The organism is Jujubicoccus corallicola, assembly GCF_047345645.1.
GTDB lineage: Bacteria > Pseudomonadota > Alphaproteobacteria > Rhodobacterales > Rhodobacteraceae > JBLEFH01.
The window spans coordinates 20,354-38,582 of sequence record NZ_JBLEFH010000008.1 but is presented as its reverse complement, the minus strand read 5'-3'; the positions used below and the strand labels follow the sequence as shown (position 1 = coordinate 38,582).

The following is an 18,229-nucleotide window of genomic DNA, read 5'->3' as shown; positions in this document are numbered from 1 at the left end:
AAGAGGGGCGAGGCGGGACGGGCCCGCCTCACATCGCATCAGCGGAGCGACCACCAGCCGCGCCGTTTCGGCTTCGACTCGGTTTCACCAGAGGTTTCCGCCGGGGCCTTCGGGTCGCTGACCTCTTTGGCGGGCTTGTCCTCAGGCGCAGGCGCGGCGGCCTGCGGCGCTTCGGGGCTGTTATCGGCTGCCGGTTCGCGGGCAGGCGCGCTTTCGGGCGCGGCCTCGGGAACGGACACCGGATCATTGGCGGGCGCAGCGGCTTCCACGATCTCGGCGGCTTCGCTCGGCGCCTCAACCGCTTCCGGGAGCGGTGCTGCGGGCGCGGCCGCATCCTCGCTCTCGGCGGGCGCCTCAAGCGCAGGTGCGGGCTGATCTTTCTTGGACCCACGGCGGCTGCGCGAGCGGGAGACACGAGGCTTCTTGCCCTCGCTTTCCGCGGCCTCGGCGGGCGCGTCGGCGGTGTCAGCCTCCTTGCCCTGATCCTCAGCCTTATCGCTCGGCGTGTCGTCCTCGTCAGACTTTTGCACCTCGCCATTCTGGCTGCGGCCCTCTTGGCCGTCCCCATTCTGGCCGTCCGCCTGACCGTCGCCGTTCTTGCCCTTCCGCCGCCGCTTGCGCTTGCGCTTCTTGCGGGGCTGCTCGTCGCTGTCTTGCGTCTCGCGGGCCTCCTGCTGCGGTGCGTCCTCCTGCACCTCTTCCGCCTCGTCCTCTTCCTCCATAGGAAGCGGCGCGGTGGTGGCGCTGGAGATCACCGGGCTGTCGCTCGTCGCGGGGGCGCGCTCGCTGGTCGCGTCCTTGAACCGGTCAATCGCGTAATCCGGGCTGATGAGATGCGTGTCGCCCTCGATCCGCACGACAAGGCCGTAGCGCTGTTCGATCTGGATCAGGTGATCGCGTTTCTCGTTGAGAATGTAGTTGGCCACATGCACGGGCGCGCGGACCAGAACCTCGGCGGAGCGCTTGCGCACCCCTTCTTCCTCAAGCTGGCGCAGGATGTTGAGCGCGAGGCTGTCATCGGAACGCACAACCCCGGTGCCGTGGCAATGGGCGCAAGGTGCGGTGGTCGCCTCGACCATGCCCTGACGCAGACGCTGGCGGCTCATTTCCAGAAGGCCGAAGCCCGAAATGCGGCCCACCTGAATCCGCGCCCGGTCGTTTTTCAGCGCGTCTTTCAGCTTCTTCTCGACCGCATTGTTGTTCTTGCGCTCATCCATGTCGATGAAGTCGATGACGATGAGGCCGGCGAGATCGCGCAGGCGCAGTTGCCGCGCGACTTCTTCCGCCGCTTCAAGGTTGGTCTTGAGCGCGGTTTCCTCGATCGAGCCTTCCTTGGTGGCGCGGCCCGAGTTCACGTCGATGGCCACCAGCGCTTCGGTCACGCCGATGACGATATAGCCGCCGGATTTGAGCTGCACCGTCGGGTCGAACATGCCCGAGAGCGTGCTTTCCACCTGATAGCGCGCATAAAGGGGCAGGGGGTCGTTGTAATGCTTCACGCGGCGGGCATGGGACGGCATGAGCATTTTCATGTAGTCCTTGGCCTCGCGATAGCCGTTCTCGCCCTCGACCATCACCTCGTCGATCTCGCGGTTATAGAGATCGCGGATGGAGCGTTTGATCAGGCTGCCTTCCTCGTAGATTTTCGAGGGGGCGTGGCTTTCCATGGTCAGATCGCGGATCTGCTCCCAGAGACGCAATAGATACTCATAATCGCGCTTGATCTCGGTCCGGGTGCGTTTGGCGCCCGCCGTGCGGATGATGAGACCGGCACCTTTCGGCACTTCAATCTCGCCCGCGATCTCCTTGAGTTTCTTGCGGTCCGTCGCGTTGGTGATCTTGCGCGAGATGCCGCCGCCGCGGGCGGTGTTCGGCATCAGCACGCAGTAGCGGCCCGCAAGGCTCAGATAGGTCGTGAGCGCCGCGCCTTTGTTGCCGCGCTCTTCCTTGACCACCTGCACGAGCAGGATCTGGCGGACCTTGATGACTTCCTGGATCTTGTATTTGCGGCGCGGCTGTGCGCGCGGCGCGATCTCTTCCTTCACATCCTCGGCGCCGACCTTTTCGATATCGGGGCCGCTCTCGCCATTCTCGTCGCTGGAGACCGCATCGCCGTTCTCCGCATCCTCCGCCTTGGCGCGTTTGCGCGAGCGGCGCACACGGGGGCGCTTCTTCTCGCCGCCCTCATCACCGTTCTCTTCAGGCGTGTCCGCACCGTCGCCATCGGCTTTCTTGCGCGCGGCTTCCGCCTGCTCCTCTTCCTCGATCAGCTTTTGCCGATCCGCGGCAGGGATCTGGTAATAATCCGGGTGAACCTCGTTAAAGGCGAGGAAGCCATGGCGATTGCCGCCGTAATCCACAAAAGCGGCCTGGAGCGAGGGTTCGACCCGCGTCACTTTTGCCAGATAGATATTGCCCCCAATGGGCCGCTTGTTCAGCGATTCGAAGTCGAATTCATCAACTTTGTTTCCATCCACGACCACCACGCGGGTTTCTTCCGCATGGGTCGCATCGATTAGCATTTTCTTGGCCATATTGTCTCTTGCCCGCGGCCCCGAGAGGCAGGCGGGAGGTTCGGGCGTGGCAACGCGCAGCGCCCGGAGATGCGGGTCTGTGAGACATCAATGTCAACTGCTCTGCCATCGCGTTTCTTCCCGGTGCGCGAAGCACCGTTTGTTCTCATTGCCCGGCAAACCGGGCGTCACTTCTGGGGCCTCGTGGGTGATTTTCCACGCACCGCCAACTCTTGGCCTTGCGGCCTGCTCCGGGTCCCGCGTAAGGGACGGGGAGCGAAAAACCGAATATGCAAGATGGACTGTCTCCGATCTTTACATTTTCACTCGCCATCATAGACAAGGGCCGAGGGGGAACACAATTGCTTTTTACATGGTGGCAGGTCCGGCAGTTTTTTGCGCGAATTTATGCGCTTGCGCTTCTGTGTCTGGCGCTCGGATCGGGGGCGGCATGGGCGCAGGAAACGCCCTCCGGCGCGGCTTTCATTCCGGCGGAGTCCTCAGTCACAACGCGGCTCTTTGGCGATGTCGATGTGGTGCTGGCCTTCTCCGGCCCGGTGCCGTATCGCGTCGCGATGAGTGCGGGCGCGCCGCGTTTGGTCCTTGATTTCAAAGGCGCGCATTGGGGGAGCGGGCTCTCGGGCTTTGATCTTTCGTCTCGCGCGGTGATGGGCGCGCGCACCGGCGTTGCCGAGTCCGACTGGGCGCGCTTTGTGCTGGCGTTCAAACATCCGATGCGGATTGCGCGCAGCCAGATGCATGTGAGCGACGAAGGCGCGGTGCTCGAAATGCGGTTGACCCAAGGCACGCCGCAATCGGTGACGGCGTTTGAGGGGGCGCTGCTGCCTGCGCCGAAAGCCGTGACTGAAGCCGCGCTGACCCGGCCGATCATCGCGATTGACGCCGGGCATGGCGGGATTGATCCCGGCGCGATTGAGGACGGGGTGCAGGAAAAAAACGTCGTGCTGACCTTCGCTCGCGAGCTGGCCCGCGCGATCAACGCCACGCAGCGCGCGGATGCGGTATTGGTGCGTGACAGCGATACCTTTCTGGGCCTCAGCGAGCGGGTGGACCGGGCGCGCGCGGCCGGCGCGACGGCGTTTCTGTCGATCCATGCGGACAAGATCGACGATCCCGACGCCCATGGTGCGACGGTCTACACCCTTTCCAAAGGCACGGCGGATGGCCTGTCGCAGCGGCTCGCGGCCCAGCAGAACCGAGCGCTGATGATCCAGGGGGCGGACCTCACCGGTTCGGGCGATGATGTGACCGGCGCGCTGATCGACATGGCGCTGCGCGACAGCCTGCCACGCTCCGAGCGGCTTGCCCAGCATCTCACCGAAGCGATTGCCAATGTCTACGGCGAGCGTCGCCGCCGCGACCACCTCTCCGCCGGATTTCAGGTGCTGACCGCGCCGGATTTTCCCTCTGCCCTGATTGAGCTTGGGTTCATGTCACATGAAGGTGATCGGGCGCGCTTCCAGTCGGACCAATGGCGCGGCGAAATGGCTCAGGCCATTGCGGCGGCTGTGTTAGGCTGGGTGGAGGAAGATCGGGCCGATACCGCGCGACGCTTACGTTAGGTGAATACCGGTCTTACGCGCTTTGACCCGCTGTGTCCTCTGGTCTATAGCAGGGCGCTAGATGAGATGGGGTTCTCCAAGTGATCCGTGCGATTTTTCGATTTGTAGGTTTTCTGTTCAGCTATCTGACCCTCGGGCTGGCGCTCGCCGCCGTGGTGGTCGCGGCGATTATCTTTTATTATCGGCAGGATCTGCCCGATCATGACAGTCTGGCGGCTTACGAGCCGGCGACGATCAGCCGCGTCTACTCCACCAATGGCCGGGTCATGGACGAGTTTGCCGTCGAGCGGCGTCTCTTCACCCCCGTCGATGAGATTCCCGATCTGGTGAAACAGGCGTTTATCTCCGCTGAGGATGCGAGTTTTTATGAGCATTTCGGCTTCGATCCGATCGCGCTGGTCTCTGCGGCGATTGACACGGCGCAGGGCAATTTCCGGGGCGGCTCGACCATCACGCAGCAGGTGGTCAAGAACTTCCTGCTCTCGGGCGAGCGGCGTTTGGAGCGGAAGATCAAGGAGTTGATCCTTGCGGTCGAGATCGAAAAGACCCTGAGCAAGGAGAAGATTCTCGAACTTTATCTCAACGAGATCTATCTCGGCGCGAACAGCTATGGCGTGACCGCCGCCGCGCGCACCTATTTCGGCAAGCCGCTCGAAGAGCTGGAGCCGGGTGAGGTCGCCTATCTCGCCGGTCTGCCGAAATCGCCCTCGACCATGCACCCGGTGCGCGAGCGCGAGCGGGCCGAGGAACGGCGCGATTACGTTCTGGGGCAGATGGCGGCGAATGGCTATATTTCGCGCGATGCGGCGCAGGCGGAGATGGATGAACCGCTTCGCACGATCCAGTCCGGCGATATGGAATCGGCGGAGATCGCCGAAGCGCCGCCGCGCAATTATTTCACCGACGAGATCCGCCGCCAGCTGGCCGCGCGTTTTGGCGAGGAGAAGCTGTTCTCCGGTGGCCTCGCGATCCGCGCGACGATGGACCCGGAGTTTCAGGACGCGGCGGAAGCGGCCCTGCGGCGCGGGCTGGAGAATTACGACCGGGTGCAGGGTGTCTATCGCGGCCCGCTCGCGAAACTTGACGATCCGGCGCAATATGAGACCGAAGAGGCTTGGCGCGCGGCCCTCGAAGGCATGGCCCTGCCGCGCGACATTCCGCGCTGGAAACCGGCGGTCGTGCTGGAGCTTGGCGCGAGTTCGGCCCGGATCGGCATCGAGGGCGTACCCGAGGATGAGGACGGCCATTACATCCCGATGGACGATATGACCGGCTGGCGGCCCATGGTGGACGGCAGCGTCGGCGGACGTGCCACCTCGCCGGATGACCTTCTGGATGTGGGCGACGTGATCCTGATCCGCGATGTGACGGACGGCGTCGGCGCGGAAGGCAATTTTGTCCGCTGGTCGCTGCGGCAGATCCCCGAAGTGCAGGGCGGTTTCATGGCCATGGATGTGGAATCGGGCCGCGTGCTCGCCATGCAGGGCGGGTTCTCCTATCAGGCGTCGGTGTTTAACCGCGCGACGCAAGCGACGCGTCAGCCGGGCTCCTCGTTCAAGCCCTTCGTCTATGCTGCCGCGCTCGACAATGGCTATACGCCTGCGACCTCGGTGGTGGACGCGCCGATCAAGGTGAACACGCCGGACGGCCTCTGGGCGCCGAAAAACGCGTCCAACCAGTTCTACGGGCCGACGCCGCTGCGCACCGGAATCGAGATGTCGCGGAACCTCATGACCGTGCGGATCGCTCAGGATATCGGCATGGAGCGCGTTGCGGATTATGCAGAGCGCTTCGGGGTTTACGACGATATGCTGCCCTATCTTTCCTACGCGCTCGGCGCCGGTGAGACGACGCTTTACAAGATGGTCGCGGCCTATGCGATGTTCGCCAATGGCGGGCAGCGGGTGGAGCCGACGCTGGTCGACCGGGTGCAGGACCGCTTCGGCGAGACCGTTTACCGACATGACAACCGTGATTGCCTTCTCTGTAACGCCGATGACGGGATGAACGCGACCGATGGCCCGCGCCTGACCAATGACCGCGAGCAGGTGATGGACGAGATCACTGCGTTCCAGCTCACGTCGATGATGCAGGGCGTCGTGCGGCGTGGCTCGGCGGCGGGCCAGATCAGCGTGAACACCTCGATCGCGGGCAAGACCGGGACGACCAATGACGCGAAAGATGTGTGGTTCGTCGGCTATTCGCCCAGTGTCGCGGCGGGCTGCTATATGGGCTATGACAACCCACGCACCCTGGGCCGCAGCGCCTATGGCGGCACGCTTTGCGCTCCGATTTTCAACGAGTTCATGCGCACCGTTGTAGCCCGTCAGGGCTCGGCGCAGTTCCGCGTGCCCGAAGGCGGGCGTTTCATCAAGATGGACCGGATCACGGGCGAACGCCTGCCCGACAGTGCCACCGGCGAAAATGTTGTCAGCGAATTTTTCCGCAACAATGTCGTGCCGCGTGTGGGTGAAGGCGGGATCCAGATTGACGGCGGCTTCGAAGCGGAAGAGAATTACGACCGCATCATCGAGGAGCCGAATTTCGAGGAAGGCATTTCGAGAGAGGCGCCGAAAACCATTCAGTCCGTCACTGGCAAGACAAAGCAGCTTCCCTCGAAGTCGAGCTTTGGCAATATGTCGAGCGGCGGCGTTTATTAACCAAGAGGCCCTAAGGCCCGGAGACGACTATGCGCGCAGAGACGCAGAACATTATTGACGATATCGAGAAGTCGCTGGCCTTGCTGGCGCAGCGCATGGATTGGGAGACGGCGGAGCATCGACTTGAGGAATTCAACGCCATGTCCGAGGATCCCGAGCTGTGGAATGATCCCGAAAAGGCGCAGAAGCTGATGCGGGACCGCCAGCAGCTTGTCAATGCGATTGACGGCTACATGGGGCTCCAGCAGGATCTCGACGACAACCGCGAATTGATCGAGCTGGGCGAGGCCGAGGGCGATCAGGATGTGGTGAAAGAGGCCGAAACGGCGCTCGCGGCGGTCAGGGAACGCGCCGCGCAGAAGGAGCTTGAGGCGCTTCTGAATGGCGAGGCCGATGGCAACGACACCTTTCTGGAGATCAATGCCGGCGCGGGCGGCACGGAAAGCTGTGACTGGGCGTCGATGCTGGCGCGGATGTATGTTCGCTGGGCGGAGCAGCATGGCTACAAAGTTGAATTGCAATCGGAAAGCGCGGGCGATGAGGCGGGGATCAAATCCGCCGCCTACAAGATTTCCGGCCCCAATGCCTATGGCTGGCTGAAATCGGAAAGCGGCGTGCATCGTCTGGTGCGCATCTCGCCTTACGATTCCGCGGCCAAGCGGCACACCTCGTTCAGCTCCGTCTGGGTTTACCCGGTGGTGGACGACAATATTGAGATCGAGGTGAACCCCGCCGATATTCGCATCGACACCTATCGCTCCTCAGGGGCGGGCGGGCAGCACGTCAACACCACCGACTCGGCGGTGCGGATCACCCACAACCCGACCGGGATCGTGGTGACGAGCTCCGAGAAGTCGCAGCACCAGAACCGCGACATCGCCATGAAAGCGCTGAAATCGCGGCTCTATCAGATGGAACTGGAGAAGCGCACGGCAAGCATCCAAGAAGCGCATGAAGCCAAGGGCGATGCGGGTTGGGGCAACCAGATCCGTTCCTATGTGCTTCAGCCTTACCAGATGGTGAAGGATCTGCGGACGGGTCATGAGACGTCGGACACAAAGGGCGTTCTCGATGGCGATCTCGACGGTTTCATGGCCGCGACGCTGGCAATGGATGTCTCCGGCAAAAGCCGCGCCGAGGCGCAGGAAGAGTAAGCTTGCCTCGCTCTTCACGTGAAGACCCCGGCCTAAGCGCCGGGTTTTTCTTTGGGAATTTCGGGTGGTGTTCTTCGCTTTACGACCTTCACGTAAAGAACGGCTCGCGCAGTGTTGTTTTTCAAGGATAAAGTAGACCGCTCGATCTTAGAGGCGGTGTCATTCTTAGCCAGCGCGTCTTGCGGGAGGTGCCCGCAAAGGGTCTCTCAAGCTAACCTGAAGTTGCGTCGTTGCAAAAGATCTTCACGTTAGGGATGGCGTGGAAGTCTTTGCTTTCGAATGTCTTTCCTCGACGCATTTCTTCCGCCTCAGGGCGTGTATGGCTGAGATAAAATCCCGTCCCGAAGCCGTTGTTTTCAAATAACGATCTGCTAGCCCCGGCAACACAATCAACCCGCGTTCACGTAAAAAACCCGGCGCAAAGGCCGGGTTTCAAACTTTTTTCTAAGCGAAAAGATTAGCTGTCGCTTTTCGGGCTCTGCGGCGCGGAGGCAGCGCTGCTGACCGCCGCTTGCTGACCAGCGCTTTTCAGCGGGTCTTCCTGACGCTGGACCGAGCCTTCGAAATGCGCACCGCTCTCAATGGCGATGGTCTTGTGGATGATGTCCCCCTCAACGCGCGCCGATGTCGACAGACGCACCTTGAGACCGCGCACACGGCCCACGACGCGGCCATTGACGATCACATCGTCGGCCATGACTTCGCCATGCACGGTCGCGTTCTCGCCCACGGTGAGAACATTCGCGCGCACATCGCCTTTGATGACGCCCTCGATGTTGATGTCGCCGGTCGAGGAGATGTTGCCCTCGATGGTGATGTCCGAGGACAGGAGCGACGCCGCGGCTTTGGATTTCGGCGCGGCCGGAGCAGGGGCGCTCGATGCGCTGCTGTCGCTGGAGGACGTCGATGCGGCCGGTTTCGGCGGGGTGGAGTAATCTTTCACGTCTTGCTGTTTCGACGGTTGCTGCGGGGTTTGGCCCTGACCGTCGCCTTTACTTCTGGAGAACATTTTGTGCTGCCTTGATGTAGTTCATGGGGTTGATCAGAGAGCCATTGACCCGCACTTCATAGTGAAGATGCACGCCGGTGCTCCGACCTGTAGTTCCCATCTTGCCGATCTGCTGCCCCATTGCAACCTGATCGCCGGTCTTTACGAGCAGCGCGTTCTGGTGTGCATAAAGGCTTTCATAGCCGTAGGCATGGCGGATTTTCACAACCTTGCCAAAGCCCGACTGCCACCCGGCATAGGTGACAACGCCGTCCGCCGTCGCATAGATCGGCGTGTTGAGCGGTGCGGCGAAATCGATCCCGTTATGGCGGCGGAGGCGACGATTCATCGGATCGCGGCGCACACCATAGCCGCTGGTGAAGCGATGCGCGGCTTTCACCGGCATGGCGAAGGGGATGCGCTTGCCCGCGACCTGAAGCATGGAGATCCGGTCCATGTCATTCATAACCTTGTCAAAACGCATCGCCTGCTCATCTGTGGCGAAGGTTTTGGAGGAGACCCCTGCGTCGATGAAGGGACCGCCCGAGCCAGAATAATCGCGGCGAATATCCGAGAGCAGGCTCTCGACGTTAATGTTTGAGTCGGAAAAGACCGTCTCCAGCGGCGAGAGCGCCACATCGACCGCTTCTTCAAGCTGAGAAAGGAGCGCCGCTTGCGCTTCGTCGCGTTCTTCGGTCTTGGCTTCGAGCTTGGTCAGCTTGCGCTCCAGCTCGGTCATGCGCGCCACGGCCTGATCGCGGCGGGTGACGGTGTCGGTGAGGGCGGCGCTGATGGTCGTCAGCGTCTCTTCCACATCCTGCGCCGCGCCGATCTCGGTGTTGGCATGTTGCGTTTCGAGTTCCTGAATACGGGTGTTGGCCGCATCCCGCTCGGCAATCGCTTCGGTCAGATGGCCGCGCAGGGTGGCCATCGCCGCTTCGATTTCCTGCCGTGCGGTGACTTCATTCAGGATGTCGTCCTGCTGGTTCGACAGCTCCCCAAGCGCGGTGCGGAACCGGGTCTGGGCGCTGCTGGCTTCGAGCGCGCGCTGGTCCCGCTCGGCGGTGAGTTGGTCGATCCGCGCTTCATAAGCCTGTTTTAACACACGTTCCTGCGCATCCGGATCGGTCGGGCGCAGCGTGTCGATGGCGAAATTGGCGGTGGCAAAGCAGGTCCAGCCGGTGGCGGTCACGAGCGCAGTGGTCAACATGGCTTGTTTTGCAGGGGTGACGCGGATCATCCGCGTTTTGTCCTCGGCTTTCAAATAGAGCTGTTTCTCCGGAAACAACTTGGCAAGCATCAGGTTTACCGCTGTTGCGAAGCGCGACATAGGCCATCCTTGTGGTCAAATTCTACTAAATCTGGGCGCGACTGTGATGCACCGCATGATTGCGTGGAGTCCTTACCCGGCGCATCGTTAACCCTCAATTCCTTTTCGAGCGTTCATGTTCGGGTTTGGCAATTTCGGCGAAATACCGCCGAAATTCCTTAGCGAGACATGAATTTTGGGAACTGTTGCCGGATTATGTCGCGTCTTTCAGGGCGCTTAGCAATTCTTGAGCGTGGCCTTCGGGTTTCACCTTCTCCCAAACCTGCGCGATTCGACCCTCACCATCGATTAAGAAGCTGGTGCGATTGATGCCCATGAAGGTCTTACCATACATCTTCTTCTCGGCCCAGACACCGTAGAGCTCGCAGACATCGCTGTCCGCATCACTTAAAAGCGTGGTTTTAAGATCATGCTTTTGAATGAAATTCTGGTGATTGCGCTGGCTGTCCTTGGAGATGCCGAAAACCTTCACCCCGGTTTTGTCAAAATCGCTCATCATGTCGCTGATTTCATTGGCTTCGATGGTGCAGCCGGGGGTGTCGTCCTTGGGATAGAAGAACAGCACCACGGGCGCGCCGCGCAGATCGCTGAGGGCGATGTCATTGCCGTCTTGATCGGGAAGGGTGAAGTCGGGGGCAGGGGTGCCAATCTCTAAAGTCATGGGGCGAGAGTGACGCTTCCGCTCAAAAAATCAAGAGGGCTGAAAATTGCGCTTGCGAGGGCGCGCGGGCTGGTGCATTCGCGCGCCATGCAATTGAGTGATTTCGACTTCGCGCTCCCTGAAGAGCTGATCGCGCTGCGGCCCCTGAAGCCGCGGCCCGCATCCCGTTTGCTGGTGGCAGATGGGGCGGATCTTGGTGCGCCGATGGTCGATCAGCATGTGGCGGATCTGCCGGGTTTGTTGCGTGACGGGGACCTGTTGATCCTCAACGATACCAAGGTGATCCCGGCGCGTCTTAAAGGGCAGCGCCGCCGCCAGACGCCGCAAGGCGAAGCGGTGGCCGGGGTGGAGATCACGCTGATCTCGCTGCGGCCCTCGGGCGACTGGATGGCGCTCGCGAAACCCGCGCGCAAACTGGCGCAGGGCGAGATGGTGGAGTTCGCCGGCGGGCTGGAGGCGCAGGTTCTGGACCGGAGCGAAGGCGAGGTGGAGCTGCGCTTCAACCGGCAGGGCACGGCGCTCGACGACGCGCTTCAGGCGCAGGGCGAGATCCCGCTGCCGCCCTATATCGGCGGGCGGCGCAAGGTGGACGCGCAGGACAGCGAGGATTACCAGACGGTGTTCGCGCGTGAGACCGGGGCCGTGGCCGCGCCGACCGCGTCGCTCCATTTTGATAACGATCTTTTGCAGCAGCTTGACGCCAAAGGGGTTTCCCGGAAATTCGTGACCCTGCATGTCGGGGCGGGCACCTTCCTTCCGGTCAAGACCGACCGCATCGAGGATCACAAGATGCATGCCGAATGGGGCGTGATTGGTGAGGACACCGCCGCCGCGATCCGCGAGACGCGGGCGAATGGCGGGCGGGTCATCCCGGTCGGCACCACGGCGCTGCGGCTCATTGAGACGGCGGCGCAGAGCGGCACCATCGCCCCTTGGCGCGGCGAGACGGATATTTTCATCCGCCCCGGTTTTTCTTTTAACGCGACGGACGGGCTGATGACGAATTTCCACCTGCCCAAATCCACGCTGATGATGCTCGTCTCTGCCCTGATGGGGCGCGAGCGGATCACCCAGATTTACGCGCATGCCATAAATGCGCGGTATCGTTTTTTCTCTTATGGCGATTCGTCGCTGCTGTTGCCGAAAGGGCTGTAATTCGTGAAGTCGGTTCTGCTTAACACCTGGACGCTGCTGCTTGGCGTTCTCCTTTTGATGATCGGCAATGGGTTGCAGGGCACGCTTCTGGGTGTGCGCGGCGCCATCGAGGGGCTGTCCGCGGGCACGATGTCCTTCGTCATGACCGCCTATTTCGCGGGGTTTCTCGCGGGCTCGCGGCTCGCGCCGGTGATGATTTCGCGGGTCGGCCATGTGCGGGTCTTCGCGGCGCTCGGCTCGGTCGCCTCGGCGGCATTCATCCTTTACGGCGCGTTCCCCGATGCCTGGGCGTGGATTCCGCTGCGCTTCGTGGTGGGCCTCTGTTTTTCCGGTGTCTATGTGGTGGCGGAAAGCTGGCTCAACGATACCGCCACCAATGAAACGCGCGGCATCACCCTCTCGACCTATATGTTCATGCAAATGGGCGGCATCATCATCGCGCAGGTGGTGATGGGCTTCGGCGATCCGACGGGCTATCAGCTCTTCGTGCTGATCTCGGTCCTCGTCTCGCTCTCCTTCGCGCCGATTTTGCTGACCGTCGCGCCGACGCCGGTGTTCGGAAGCACGCGCCGCATGACGCTGAAAGAACTCTATAAAATCTCGCCACTTGGAATTGTTGGCCTCTTCATCCTCGGGGCAGGCATCGGCGGGTTCTTCGGCATGGCGCCCGTTTACGGCACCTCGATTGGCCTGAGCGCGGCCGAGGTGTCTACCCTTGTGGGCGCGGCCTATCTGGGCGGGCTCTTGCTGCAATTCCCGATCGGCTATCTCTCCGACCGGATGGATCGCCGTCAGTTGATCATTTATGTCGCGCTGATCGGCGTGGTCGCGACGATCCTCTGCGCCGCGATCCTCGACAATTACTGGGTGGTGCTGGGGCTCTCCATGCTCTTCGGCGGTCTGCTGAACCCACTCTATTCGCTTCTGATTTCCTACACCAACGACCTGCTTGATCCCGGCGATATGGCCGCAGGATCGGGCGGGGCGCTTTTCGTCAACGGGCTTGGCGCGGTGTTCGGGCCGCTCATGGTCGGCTGGCTCATGGGGCGCTTCGGGCCGAATGTGTATTTCCCGTTTACCGCCGTTTTGCTGCTGCTGATCGCGAGCTATGCGGTCTACCGCTCGACCAAGCGTGCGGCGATCCCGGTGGACGAGCAGGGCGCATATGTCGCAGTCACGCCGACCTATACACCGGTTCTGACCACGGTGGCGGGGGAATATTCGGCGGAGCAGGGCGATGAGGACGCGGCGGACACGCCCGACGAGACACCCCCCGAGACGCCGCAAGCCGACGCCACGTAAAATTTCGCAGGTTTTCGGGTTGCATGCGCCTGCGCTTCCGTCAAAGAATGGCGGGAGCGAAAGGAGCCGCATGTGAAGACAGCCCAAGAAGTTCTTGATTTCTGGATAGATCAGGCCGGTCCGAAAATGTGGTATGCGCAGGATGAGGCGTTTGACGCCGAGATCCGCGACAAGTTTCAAAGCGTTTGGGAAGAGGCGCGGGACGGTCAGCATGACGACTGGCTGGAGACCCCGGAAGGCGCGCTGGCGCTTTGCATTTTGCTCGATCAGTTTCCGCGCAATATGTTTCGGGGGCAAGGCGACAGCTTCGCCACGGATGCCAAGGCGCGGGAGGTGGCCGGTAAGGCGATTGCCGCCGGGCATGACATGAACATCGCCGAGCCCGAGCGCCAGTTTTTCTATCTGCCCTTCATGCATGAGCCGACCCTTGCCGGGCAGGATCGCTGCATTGATCTGATGGCGGAGCGGCTGCCCGAAACCGGCGCGGACAATCTCGCCCACGCCAAGGCGCACCGCGCGGTGATCGAGGCGTTCGGGCGGTTCCCGGCGCGCAATGCCGCGCTTGGCCGCGAGTCGACCGAAGGCGAGAAAGAATATTTGAAATCCAACGGCTATGGGGAATTCCTCAAGCAATATAAGGAGGAAGCGTGATGGCGCAGGAATTTGAAACGGTGGTGATCGGGTCCGGTCCGGGCGGTTATGTGGCGGCGATCCGCGCCGCGCAGCTTGGCCAGAAAGTGGCCGTGATCGAGCGGGAACATTTGGGCGGGATCTGTCTCAACTGGGGCTGTATTCCGACCAAGGCGCTGCTGCGTTCGGCGGAGGTTTACCATCTGATGGAAGACGCCAAGAATTTCGGTCTGGAGCCAGTCAAACCGGGCTTCAAGCTCGAAGATGTGGTGAAGCGCTCGCGTCAGGTTGCGGGTCAGCTTTCGGCGGGCGTGAAGGGCCTTCTCAAGAAGAACAAAGTGACTGTCATCATGGGGGAGGGGAAGCTCGCCGGGAAGGGCAAGATTTCCGTCAAGACCGACAAGGGCAGCGAAGAGGTGAAGGCGAAGAACATCATCCTCGCCACTGGCGCGCGGGCCCGCGAATTGCCGGGACTGGAGGCCGATGGCAAGCGCGTCTGGACCTATAAAGCCGCGCTCAACCCGCCGCATATGCCCAAGAAGTTGCTGGTGATCGGCTCGGGTGCTATCGGCATCGAATTTGCCAGCTTCTACAACACCATGGGCGCGGAAACGACTGTGGTGGAAGTGGCGGACCGCGTCTTGCCGGTGGAGGACAAGGATGTGGCCGCCGTCGCGCAGAAACAGTTCGAAAAGCAGGGCATGAAGATCATGGCCGGTGCGACTGTCGAGAAGCTCGACCGCCAGAGCGACAAGGTGATCGCCCATATCAAGAAGGGCGATAAAACCGAGAAACTTGAGGTGGATACGGTGATTTCCGCTGTCGGGATCGTCGGCAATGTCGAGAACCTTGGCCTCGAAGAGAACGGCATCAAGGTCGAGAAAACCCATGTCGTCACCGATGAATATTGCCGCACCGGCGTCGACGGTGTCTGGGCGATTGGCGATATCGCGGGCGCGCCGTGGCTGGCGCATAAGGCGAGCCATGAGGGCGTGATGGTGGCCGAGATGATCTCCGGCAAAGAGGTCCACCCGATCAAGCCGGGCGCGATTCCGGGCTGTACCTATTGCCACCCACAGGTCGCCTCCGTTGGCCTGACCGAGGAGAAGGCGAAAGAGGCGGGTTACAAGGTTAAGGTTGGCTCTTTCCCCTTCATCGGCAACGGCAAGGCGATCGCCATGGGCGACTCGAACGGCATGGTGAAAACCGTCTTTGACGCGAATACCGGCGAGCTGCTCGGCGCGCACATGGTCGGCTCCGAAGTGACCGAGATGATTCAGGGTTACGTGATCGGCCGCACGCTGGAGACGACCGAGGAAGAGCTGATGCACAGCGTCTTCCCGCATCCGACGATCTCCGAGTCGATGCATGAATCGGTGCTGGCCGCTTACGGGCGCGCGATCCACATCTAAAGCGCCATTAACGATGATGCGAAAGGCGCGGCTTCGGCTGCGCCTTTTTTCATGGCTCCTTTACGCCTTTGGGCGAGGGTGGCGCCCGGGTGAATAAGGTGGGTCATGAACGGGTCAGCAGAGTTGCGGCGCACGGAGGTGTCTCTGGGCGCGAGGCGGATCATTTTGTTTCTCGACCCGGCGAAACCGGAGGTCTTGAGCGTGAAATTATGGATCGGGCCGCACGCGCATGTCTTTCCGGACGCGCTGAGTATGCGCGGGCGGCGCGTGAAAAGATCGCCCGCCTTCACCGCCGCGCTCAAGATCCAGCTGGCCAGCGCCGCGCCGGGTATGGCGCTCTTTCGCGGGTTGCCGGGCTGGGGCTATGCGCAAACCGGCCTCGGCCTTCTCGCCAGTAGCACGGCGCTTGGATTGCTGACGATCTGGGCCCCGCAAAGCCTGCGGGCCACCGCGATCTATGCGGCAAGCGCGAGCGGTGTCATCGGCGCGATGAACCTGCGGGACCGCCGCCAGATCTTGCCAAATCTGCGGCAGGACTATCGCGTCTTTCTGCGTCAGGCCGGTGAATTTGCCGCGCTCGACGCCACAGCCGAAAAAAATTCAACAAAGCCCTGTCGTTAACCGTCATTTTTTACAAGACGTTAGCGGAATGCGCGCATGGTAGCCTCCGTGGGTAATGGAGGGTGTCATGTCAAATGAACACATACAAAGCATAGCCGACTCCCTGCACCATTCCGGTGGGGGCAGTCTCGATCACATCCTGCGGGCGCGCGCCATTGAGCGCATCGCGGAGCGGGCGCGGCAAAGCGCGGAAGCGGCAGGGAAAAACCCGGAGCTCGCGGCGCATCGTGCGGTGTCTCCGGGCACATTGGGGCTGATCGTTAACGAGGCGACGGTGGTCGCGAAAAGCGATGATCGCGGGCGCGGCAATCTCGTGGCGTCCTTTTCCGATGCGGAGAAAGCCAAGCCGGAGGCGCCCGAAGCTGTTGAAGTGAAAGCCGACACGCCGGTCGAGGCCGAAACCGAAGAGATTGAGGTCGCGGACACGCCTGCGCCTTCTGCGGAGACGCCCGAGCGTTAACTCTATTTTACGAAAGATGAACGCGTTAAGGTTTTGTGAAGCGTGAAGGCGCATCCTTGTCATTGTTGAAATCACAACTATGAGGTGAGAGATGTCTTCGAATTACGATGATGCAATCCTTCCGCTGTTCAATACGGGCGGGACGCTGACAGAGACGTTGCAGGCGCGGGTGCATGGCCGCTTGGCCGAACTGGCGCGTCAACGTGCAGATGAGCTTGAAGGGCGTCAGGACAAGCCCGAAGAAGAGCTAAGCTGGGCCACCGGCGCGGCGGCGAAGCCAGAGGAAAGCGGCGGCGCGGCTGTGCAGTCGGTGACAGCAGCGCGCGAGAGCGAAACGCAAACCCAGCTTGGCAATGGCTCGGCGGCGCTTGGTCTCTTTAACAGCGCCGTGGCAACGCCAAATGCGGCTGAAGAGATAGCAGCGGCGGCGGCGAAACCATCGGTTTCTGTTGAGGAAAGTGCTGAAGCTGCGTCAACTGCGTCCACGACGCCCGAAGCGCCCAACACGGTTGAGGCCAAGCTCCGTGAGATTGATGCGGCCGCGACGGCGAAGGACACGCAGGACACCAAATCCGCAGATGAGGCGCAGGAGACGCGCTCTGCCCGAGACGAGGCGCGTGAGACCCGCGAGCGTGAGCGCGAAGAACGCCGCGCGATGGCTTTCGACTATCACTCGCGCGTTCAGCGTCGCCAGAGTGGGCTTGCGGGCCTCTTTGGATACTTCTTCCGCTGAGCCCGCTTTTCAGCGGTTGAGTGGGTGACAACAGGGTCTGGGCGGTCTATATCTCATTGGAAAGAAAAGGACCGCCCATGACCGAGAAGAGCGCCCGCCCGCATCGCCACCCGGAAAAAGCGCACCGCGCCGATAATGCCCAGCCGAAGAAACCGGACTGGATCCGCGTCAAGGCCCCGACCTCCAAGGGATATTTCGAGACGCGCGACATTATGCGGGAGCATAATCTCGTGACCGTCTGCGAAGAGGCGGGCTGTCCGAATGTGGGCGAATGTTGGAGCCAGGGCCACGCCACCATGATGATCATGGGCGAGGTCTGCACGCGCGGCTGCACCTTCTGCAACGTCTCGACCGGGCGCCCGGATGCGCTCGATGTGTTTGAGCCGGGCCGGGTGGCCCATGCGGTGGAAAAGCTGGGCCTCCAGCATGTGGTGATCACCTCGGTGGACCGGGACGATCTCGAAGATGGCGGGGCGGAGCATTTCGCCATGACCATCCGGGCCGTGCGCCGTAAATCGCCGAACACAACCATCGAGATCCTAACGCCGGACTTCTTGAAATGTGCGCCCGAAGTGCTTGAACAGGTGGTGGAAGCGCGCCCCGACGTGTTCAACCACAACCTCGAAACCGTGCCCGCGCTCTATACCGAAGTGCGGCCTGGCGCGCGTTATTTCCATTCGCTGCGTCTCTTGCAGCGGGTGAAAGAGCTGGACCCGTCGATGTTTACCAAATCGGGCATCATGGTCGGCCTTGGCGAAGAGCGCGCCGAGGTGCATCAGGTGATGGACGATATGCGCGCCGCGGATGTCGATTTCCTGACCATCGGGCAATATCTCCAGCCGACGCCGAAGCACCACGCGGTCGCAAAATTCGTGACGCCGGAAGAATTTAACGGCTACGAAAAAGCAGCTTGGGGCAAGGGCTTTTTGATGGTTTCGGCGACGCCGCTGACCCGGTCATCCTACCATGCGGGGGATGATTTCGCGCGTCTGCGCGCCGCCCGCGAGGCGCAGCTCGGCAGCTAACC

15 protein-coding genes are annotated in these 18,229 nt (G+C 61.7%); 11 read left to right on the top strand and 4 right to left on the bottom strand.

Annotation, left to right across the window (positions count from 1 at the left end; all coding sequences use genetic code 11):
* Positions 1–38: 38 nt before the first annotated feature.
* The gene (locus ACMA5I_RS12235; RefSeq protein ID WP_525886563.1) at positions 39–2,534 is read right to left on the bottom strand and encodes an Rne/Rng family ribonuclease; all 2,496 of its coding nucleotides are present in this window, start codon (positions 2,532–2,534) and stop codon (positions 39–41) included.
* 341 nt (positions 2,535–2,875) lie between these two features.
* Between ACMA5I_RS12235 and ACMA5I_RS12230 the strand changes: the two genes are divergently transcribed.
* The 3 genes from ACMA5I_RS12230 to prfB all read left to right on the top strand — a co-directional run bounded on the left by ACMA5I_RS12230 (position 2,876) and on the right by prfB (position 7,910).
* Positions 2,876–4,096, top strand: coding sequence for an N-acetylmuramoyl-L-alanine amidase family protein (locus ACMA5I_RS12230; RefSeq protein ID WP_525886562.1), 1,221 nt, complete (start codon positions 2,876–2,878; stop codon positions 4,094–4,096).
* Between the two features lie 80 nt (positions 4,097–4,176).
* Positions 4,177–6,756: a penicillin-binding protein 1A gene (locus ACMA5I_RS12225; protein ID WP_525886561.1), complete on the top strand. Its 2,580-nt coding sequence runs from the start codon at positions 4,177–4,179 to the stop codon at positions 6,754–6,756.
* Positions 6,757–6,785: 29 nt separating this feature from the next.
* Positions 6,786–7,910: a peptide chain release factor 2 gene (gene prfB / locus ACMA5I_RS12220; protein WP_525886560.1), complete on the top strand. Its 1,125-nt coding sequence runs from the start codon at positions 6,786–6,788 to the stop codon at positions 7,908–7,910.
* A gap of 457 nt (positions 7,911–8,367) precedes the next feature.
* On the opposite strand, the gene ACMA5I_RS12215 is transcribed toward prfB, so the two are convergent.
* The 3 genes from ACMA5I_RS12215 to bcp form a co-directional block, all read right to left on the bottom strand.
* Positions 8,368–8,919, bottom strand: coding sequence for a bactofilin family protein (locus tag ACMA5I_RS12215; RefSeq protein ID WP_525886559.1), 552 nt, complete (start codon positions 8,917–8,919; stop codon positions 8,368–8,370).
* Positions 8,903–10,228 carry a M23 family metallopeptidase gene (locus ACMA5I_RS12210; RefSeq protein WP_525886558.1) on the bottom strand — a complete coding sequence of 442 codons (1,326 nt, stop codon included), beginning with the start codon at positions 10,226–10,228 and terminating at the stop codon, positions 8,903–8,905. The genes ACMA5I_RS12215 and ACMA5I_RS12210 overlap by 17 nt, the downstream gene beginning before the upstream one ends.
* Positions 10,229–10,421: 193 nt before the next feature.
* Positions 10,422–10,889: a thioredoxin-dependent thiol peroxidase gene (gene bcp / locus ACMA5I_RS12205; protein WP_525886557.1), complete on the bottom strand. Its 468-nt coding sequence runs from the start codon at positions 10,887–10,889 to the stop codon at positions 10,422–10,424.
* A gap of 87 nt (positions 10,890–10,976) precedes the next feature.
* On the opposite strand from bcp, the gene queA reads away from it, so the two are divergent.
* The 8 genes from queA to lipA all read left to right on the top strand — a co-directional run bounded on the left by queA (position 10,977) and on the right by lipA (position 18,227).
* Positions 10,977–12,044 carry a tRNA preQ1(34) S-adenosylmethionine ribosyltransferase-isomerase QueA gene (gene queA / locus ACMA5I_RS12200; protein WP_525886556.1) on the top strand — a complete coding sequence of 356 codons (1,068 nt, stop codon included), beginning with the start codon at positions 10,977–10,979 and terminating at the stop codon, positions 12,042–12,044.
* A 3-nt stretch (positions 12,045–12,047) separates the two neighbouring features.
* A complete protein-coding gene (locus tag ACMA5I_RS12195; RefSeq protein ID WP_525886555.1) occupies positions 12,048–13,346 on the top strand; it encodes an MFS transporter in 1,299 nt (432 codons plus the stop codon).
* A gap of 72 nt (positions 13,347–13,418) precedes the next feature.
* A complete protein-coding gene (locus tag ACMA5I_RS12190) occupies positions 13,419–13,997 on the top strand; it encodes a DUF924 family protein (protein WP_525886554.1) in 579 nt (192 codons plus the stop codon).
* The gene (gene lpdA / locus ACMA5I_RS12185) at positions 13,997–15,388 is read left to right on the top strand and encodes a dihydrolipoyl dehydrogenase (protein WP_525886553.1); all 1,392 of its coding nucleotides are present in this window, start codon (positions 13,997–13,999) and stop codon (positions 15,386–15,388) included. The genes ACMA5I_RS12190 and lpdA overlap by 1 nt, the downstream gene beginning before the upstream one ends.
* A 267-nt stretch (positions 15,389–15,655) precedes the next feature.
* A complete protein-coding gene (locus tag ACMA5I_RS12180) occupies positions 15,656–16,009 on the top strand; it encodes a hypothetical protein (protein ID WP_525886552.1) in 354 nt (117 codons plus the stop codon).
* A gap of 67 nt (positions 16,010–16,076) precedes the next feature.
* Complete coding sequence (locus tag ACMA5I_RS12175) at positions 16,077–16,469, top strand: hypothetical protein (RefSeq protein ID WP_525886551.1); 393 nt, start codon at positions 16,077–16,079, stop codon at positions 16,467–16,469.
* Positions 16,470–16,560: 91 nt separating this feature from the next.
* Positions 16,561–17,202 carry a hypothetical protein gene (locus tag ACMA5I_RS12170; RefSeq protein ID WP_525886550.1) on the top strand — a complete coding sequence of 214 codons (642 nt, stop codon included), beginning with the start codon at positions 16,561–16,563 and terminating at the stop codon, positions 17,200–17,202.
* A gap of 77 nt (positions 17,203–17,279) precedes the next feature.
* Positions 17,280–18,227 carry a lipoyl synthase gene (gene lipA / locus ACMA5I_RS12165; RefSeq protein ID WP_525886549.1) on the top strand — a complete coding sequence of 316 codons (948 nt, stop codon included), beginning with the start codon at positions 17,280–17,282 and terminating at the stop codon, positions 18,225–18,227.
* Positions 18,228–18,229 lie beyond the last annotated feature (2 nt).

What these genes read in the sequence shown, in the direction of transcription:
- ACMA5I_RS12235 (WP_525886563.1), bottom strand. Translation starts at nt 2,534, where the DNA reads ATGGCCAAGAAAATGCTAATCGATGCGACCCATGCGGAAGAAACCCGC.
- prfB (WP_525886560.1), top strand. Translation starts at nt 6,786, where the DNA reads ATGCGCGCAGAGACGCAGAACATTATTGACGATATCGAGAAGTCGCTG.
- ACMA5I_RS12215 (WP_525886559.1), bottom strand. Translation starts at nt 8,919, where the DNA reads ATGTTCTCCAGAAGTAAAGGCGACGGTCAGGGCCAAACCCCGCAGCAA.
- ACMA5I_RS12210 (WP_525886558.1), bottom strand. Translation starts at nt 10,228, where the DNA reads ATGTCGCGCTTCGCAACAGCGGTAAACCTGATGCTTGCCAAGTTGTTT.
- bcp (WP_525886557.1), bottom strand. Translation starts at nt 10,889, where the DNA reads ATGACTTTAGAGATTGGCACCCCTGCCCCCGACTTCACCCTTCCCGAT.
- queA (WP_525886556.1), top strand. Translation starts at nt 10,977, where the DNA reads ATGCAATTGAGTGATTTCGACTTCGCGCTCCCTGAAGAGCTGATCGCG.
- lpdA (WP_525886553.1), top strand. Translation starts at nt 13,997, where the DNA reads ATGGCGCAGGAATTTGAAACGGTGGTGATCGGGTCCGGTCCGGGCGGT.
- ACMA5I_RS12175 (WP_525886551.1), top strand. Translation starts at nt 16,077, where the DNA reads ATGTCAAATGAACACATACAAAGCATAGCCGACTCCCTGCACCATTCC.
- ACMA5I_RS12170 (WP_525886550.1), top strand. Translation starts at nt 16,561, where the DNA reads ATGTCTTCGAATTACGATGATGCAATCCTTCCGCTGTTCAATACGGGC.
- lipA (WP_525886549.1), top strand. Translation starts at nt 17,280, where the DNA reads ATGACCGAGAAGAGCGCCCGCCCGCATCGCCACCCGGAAAAAGCGCAC.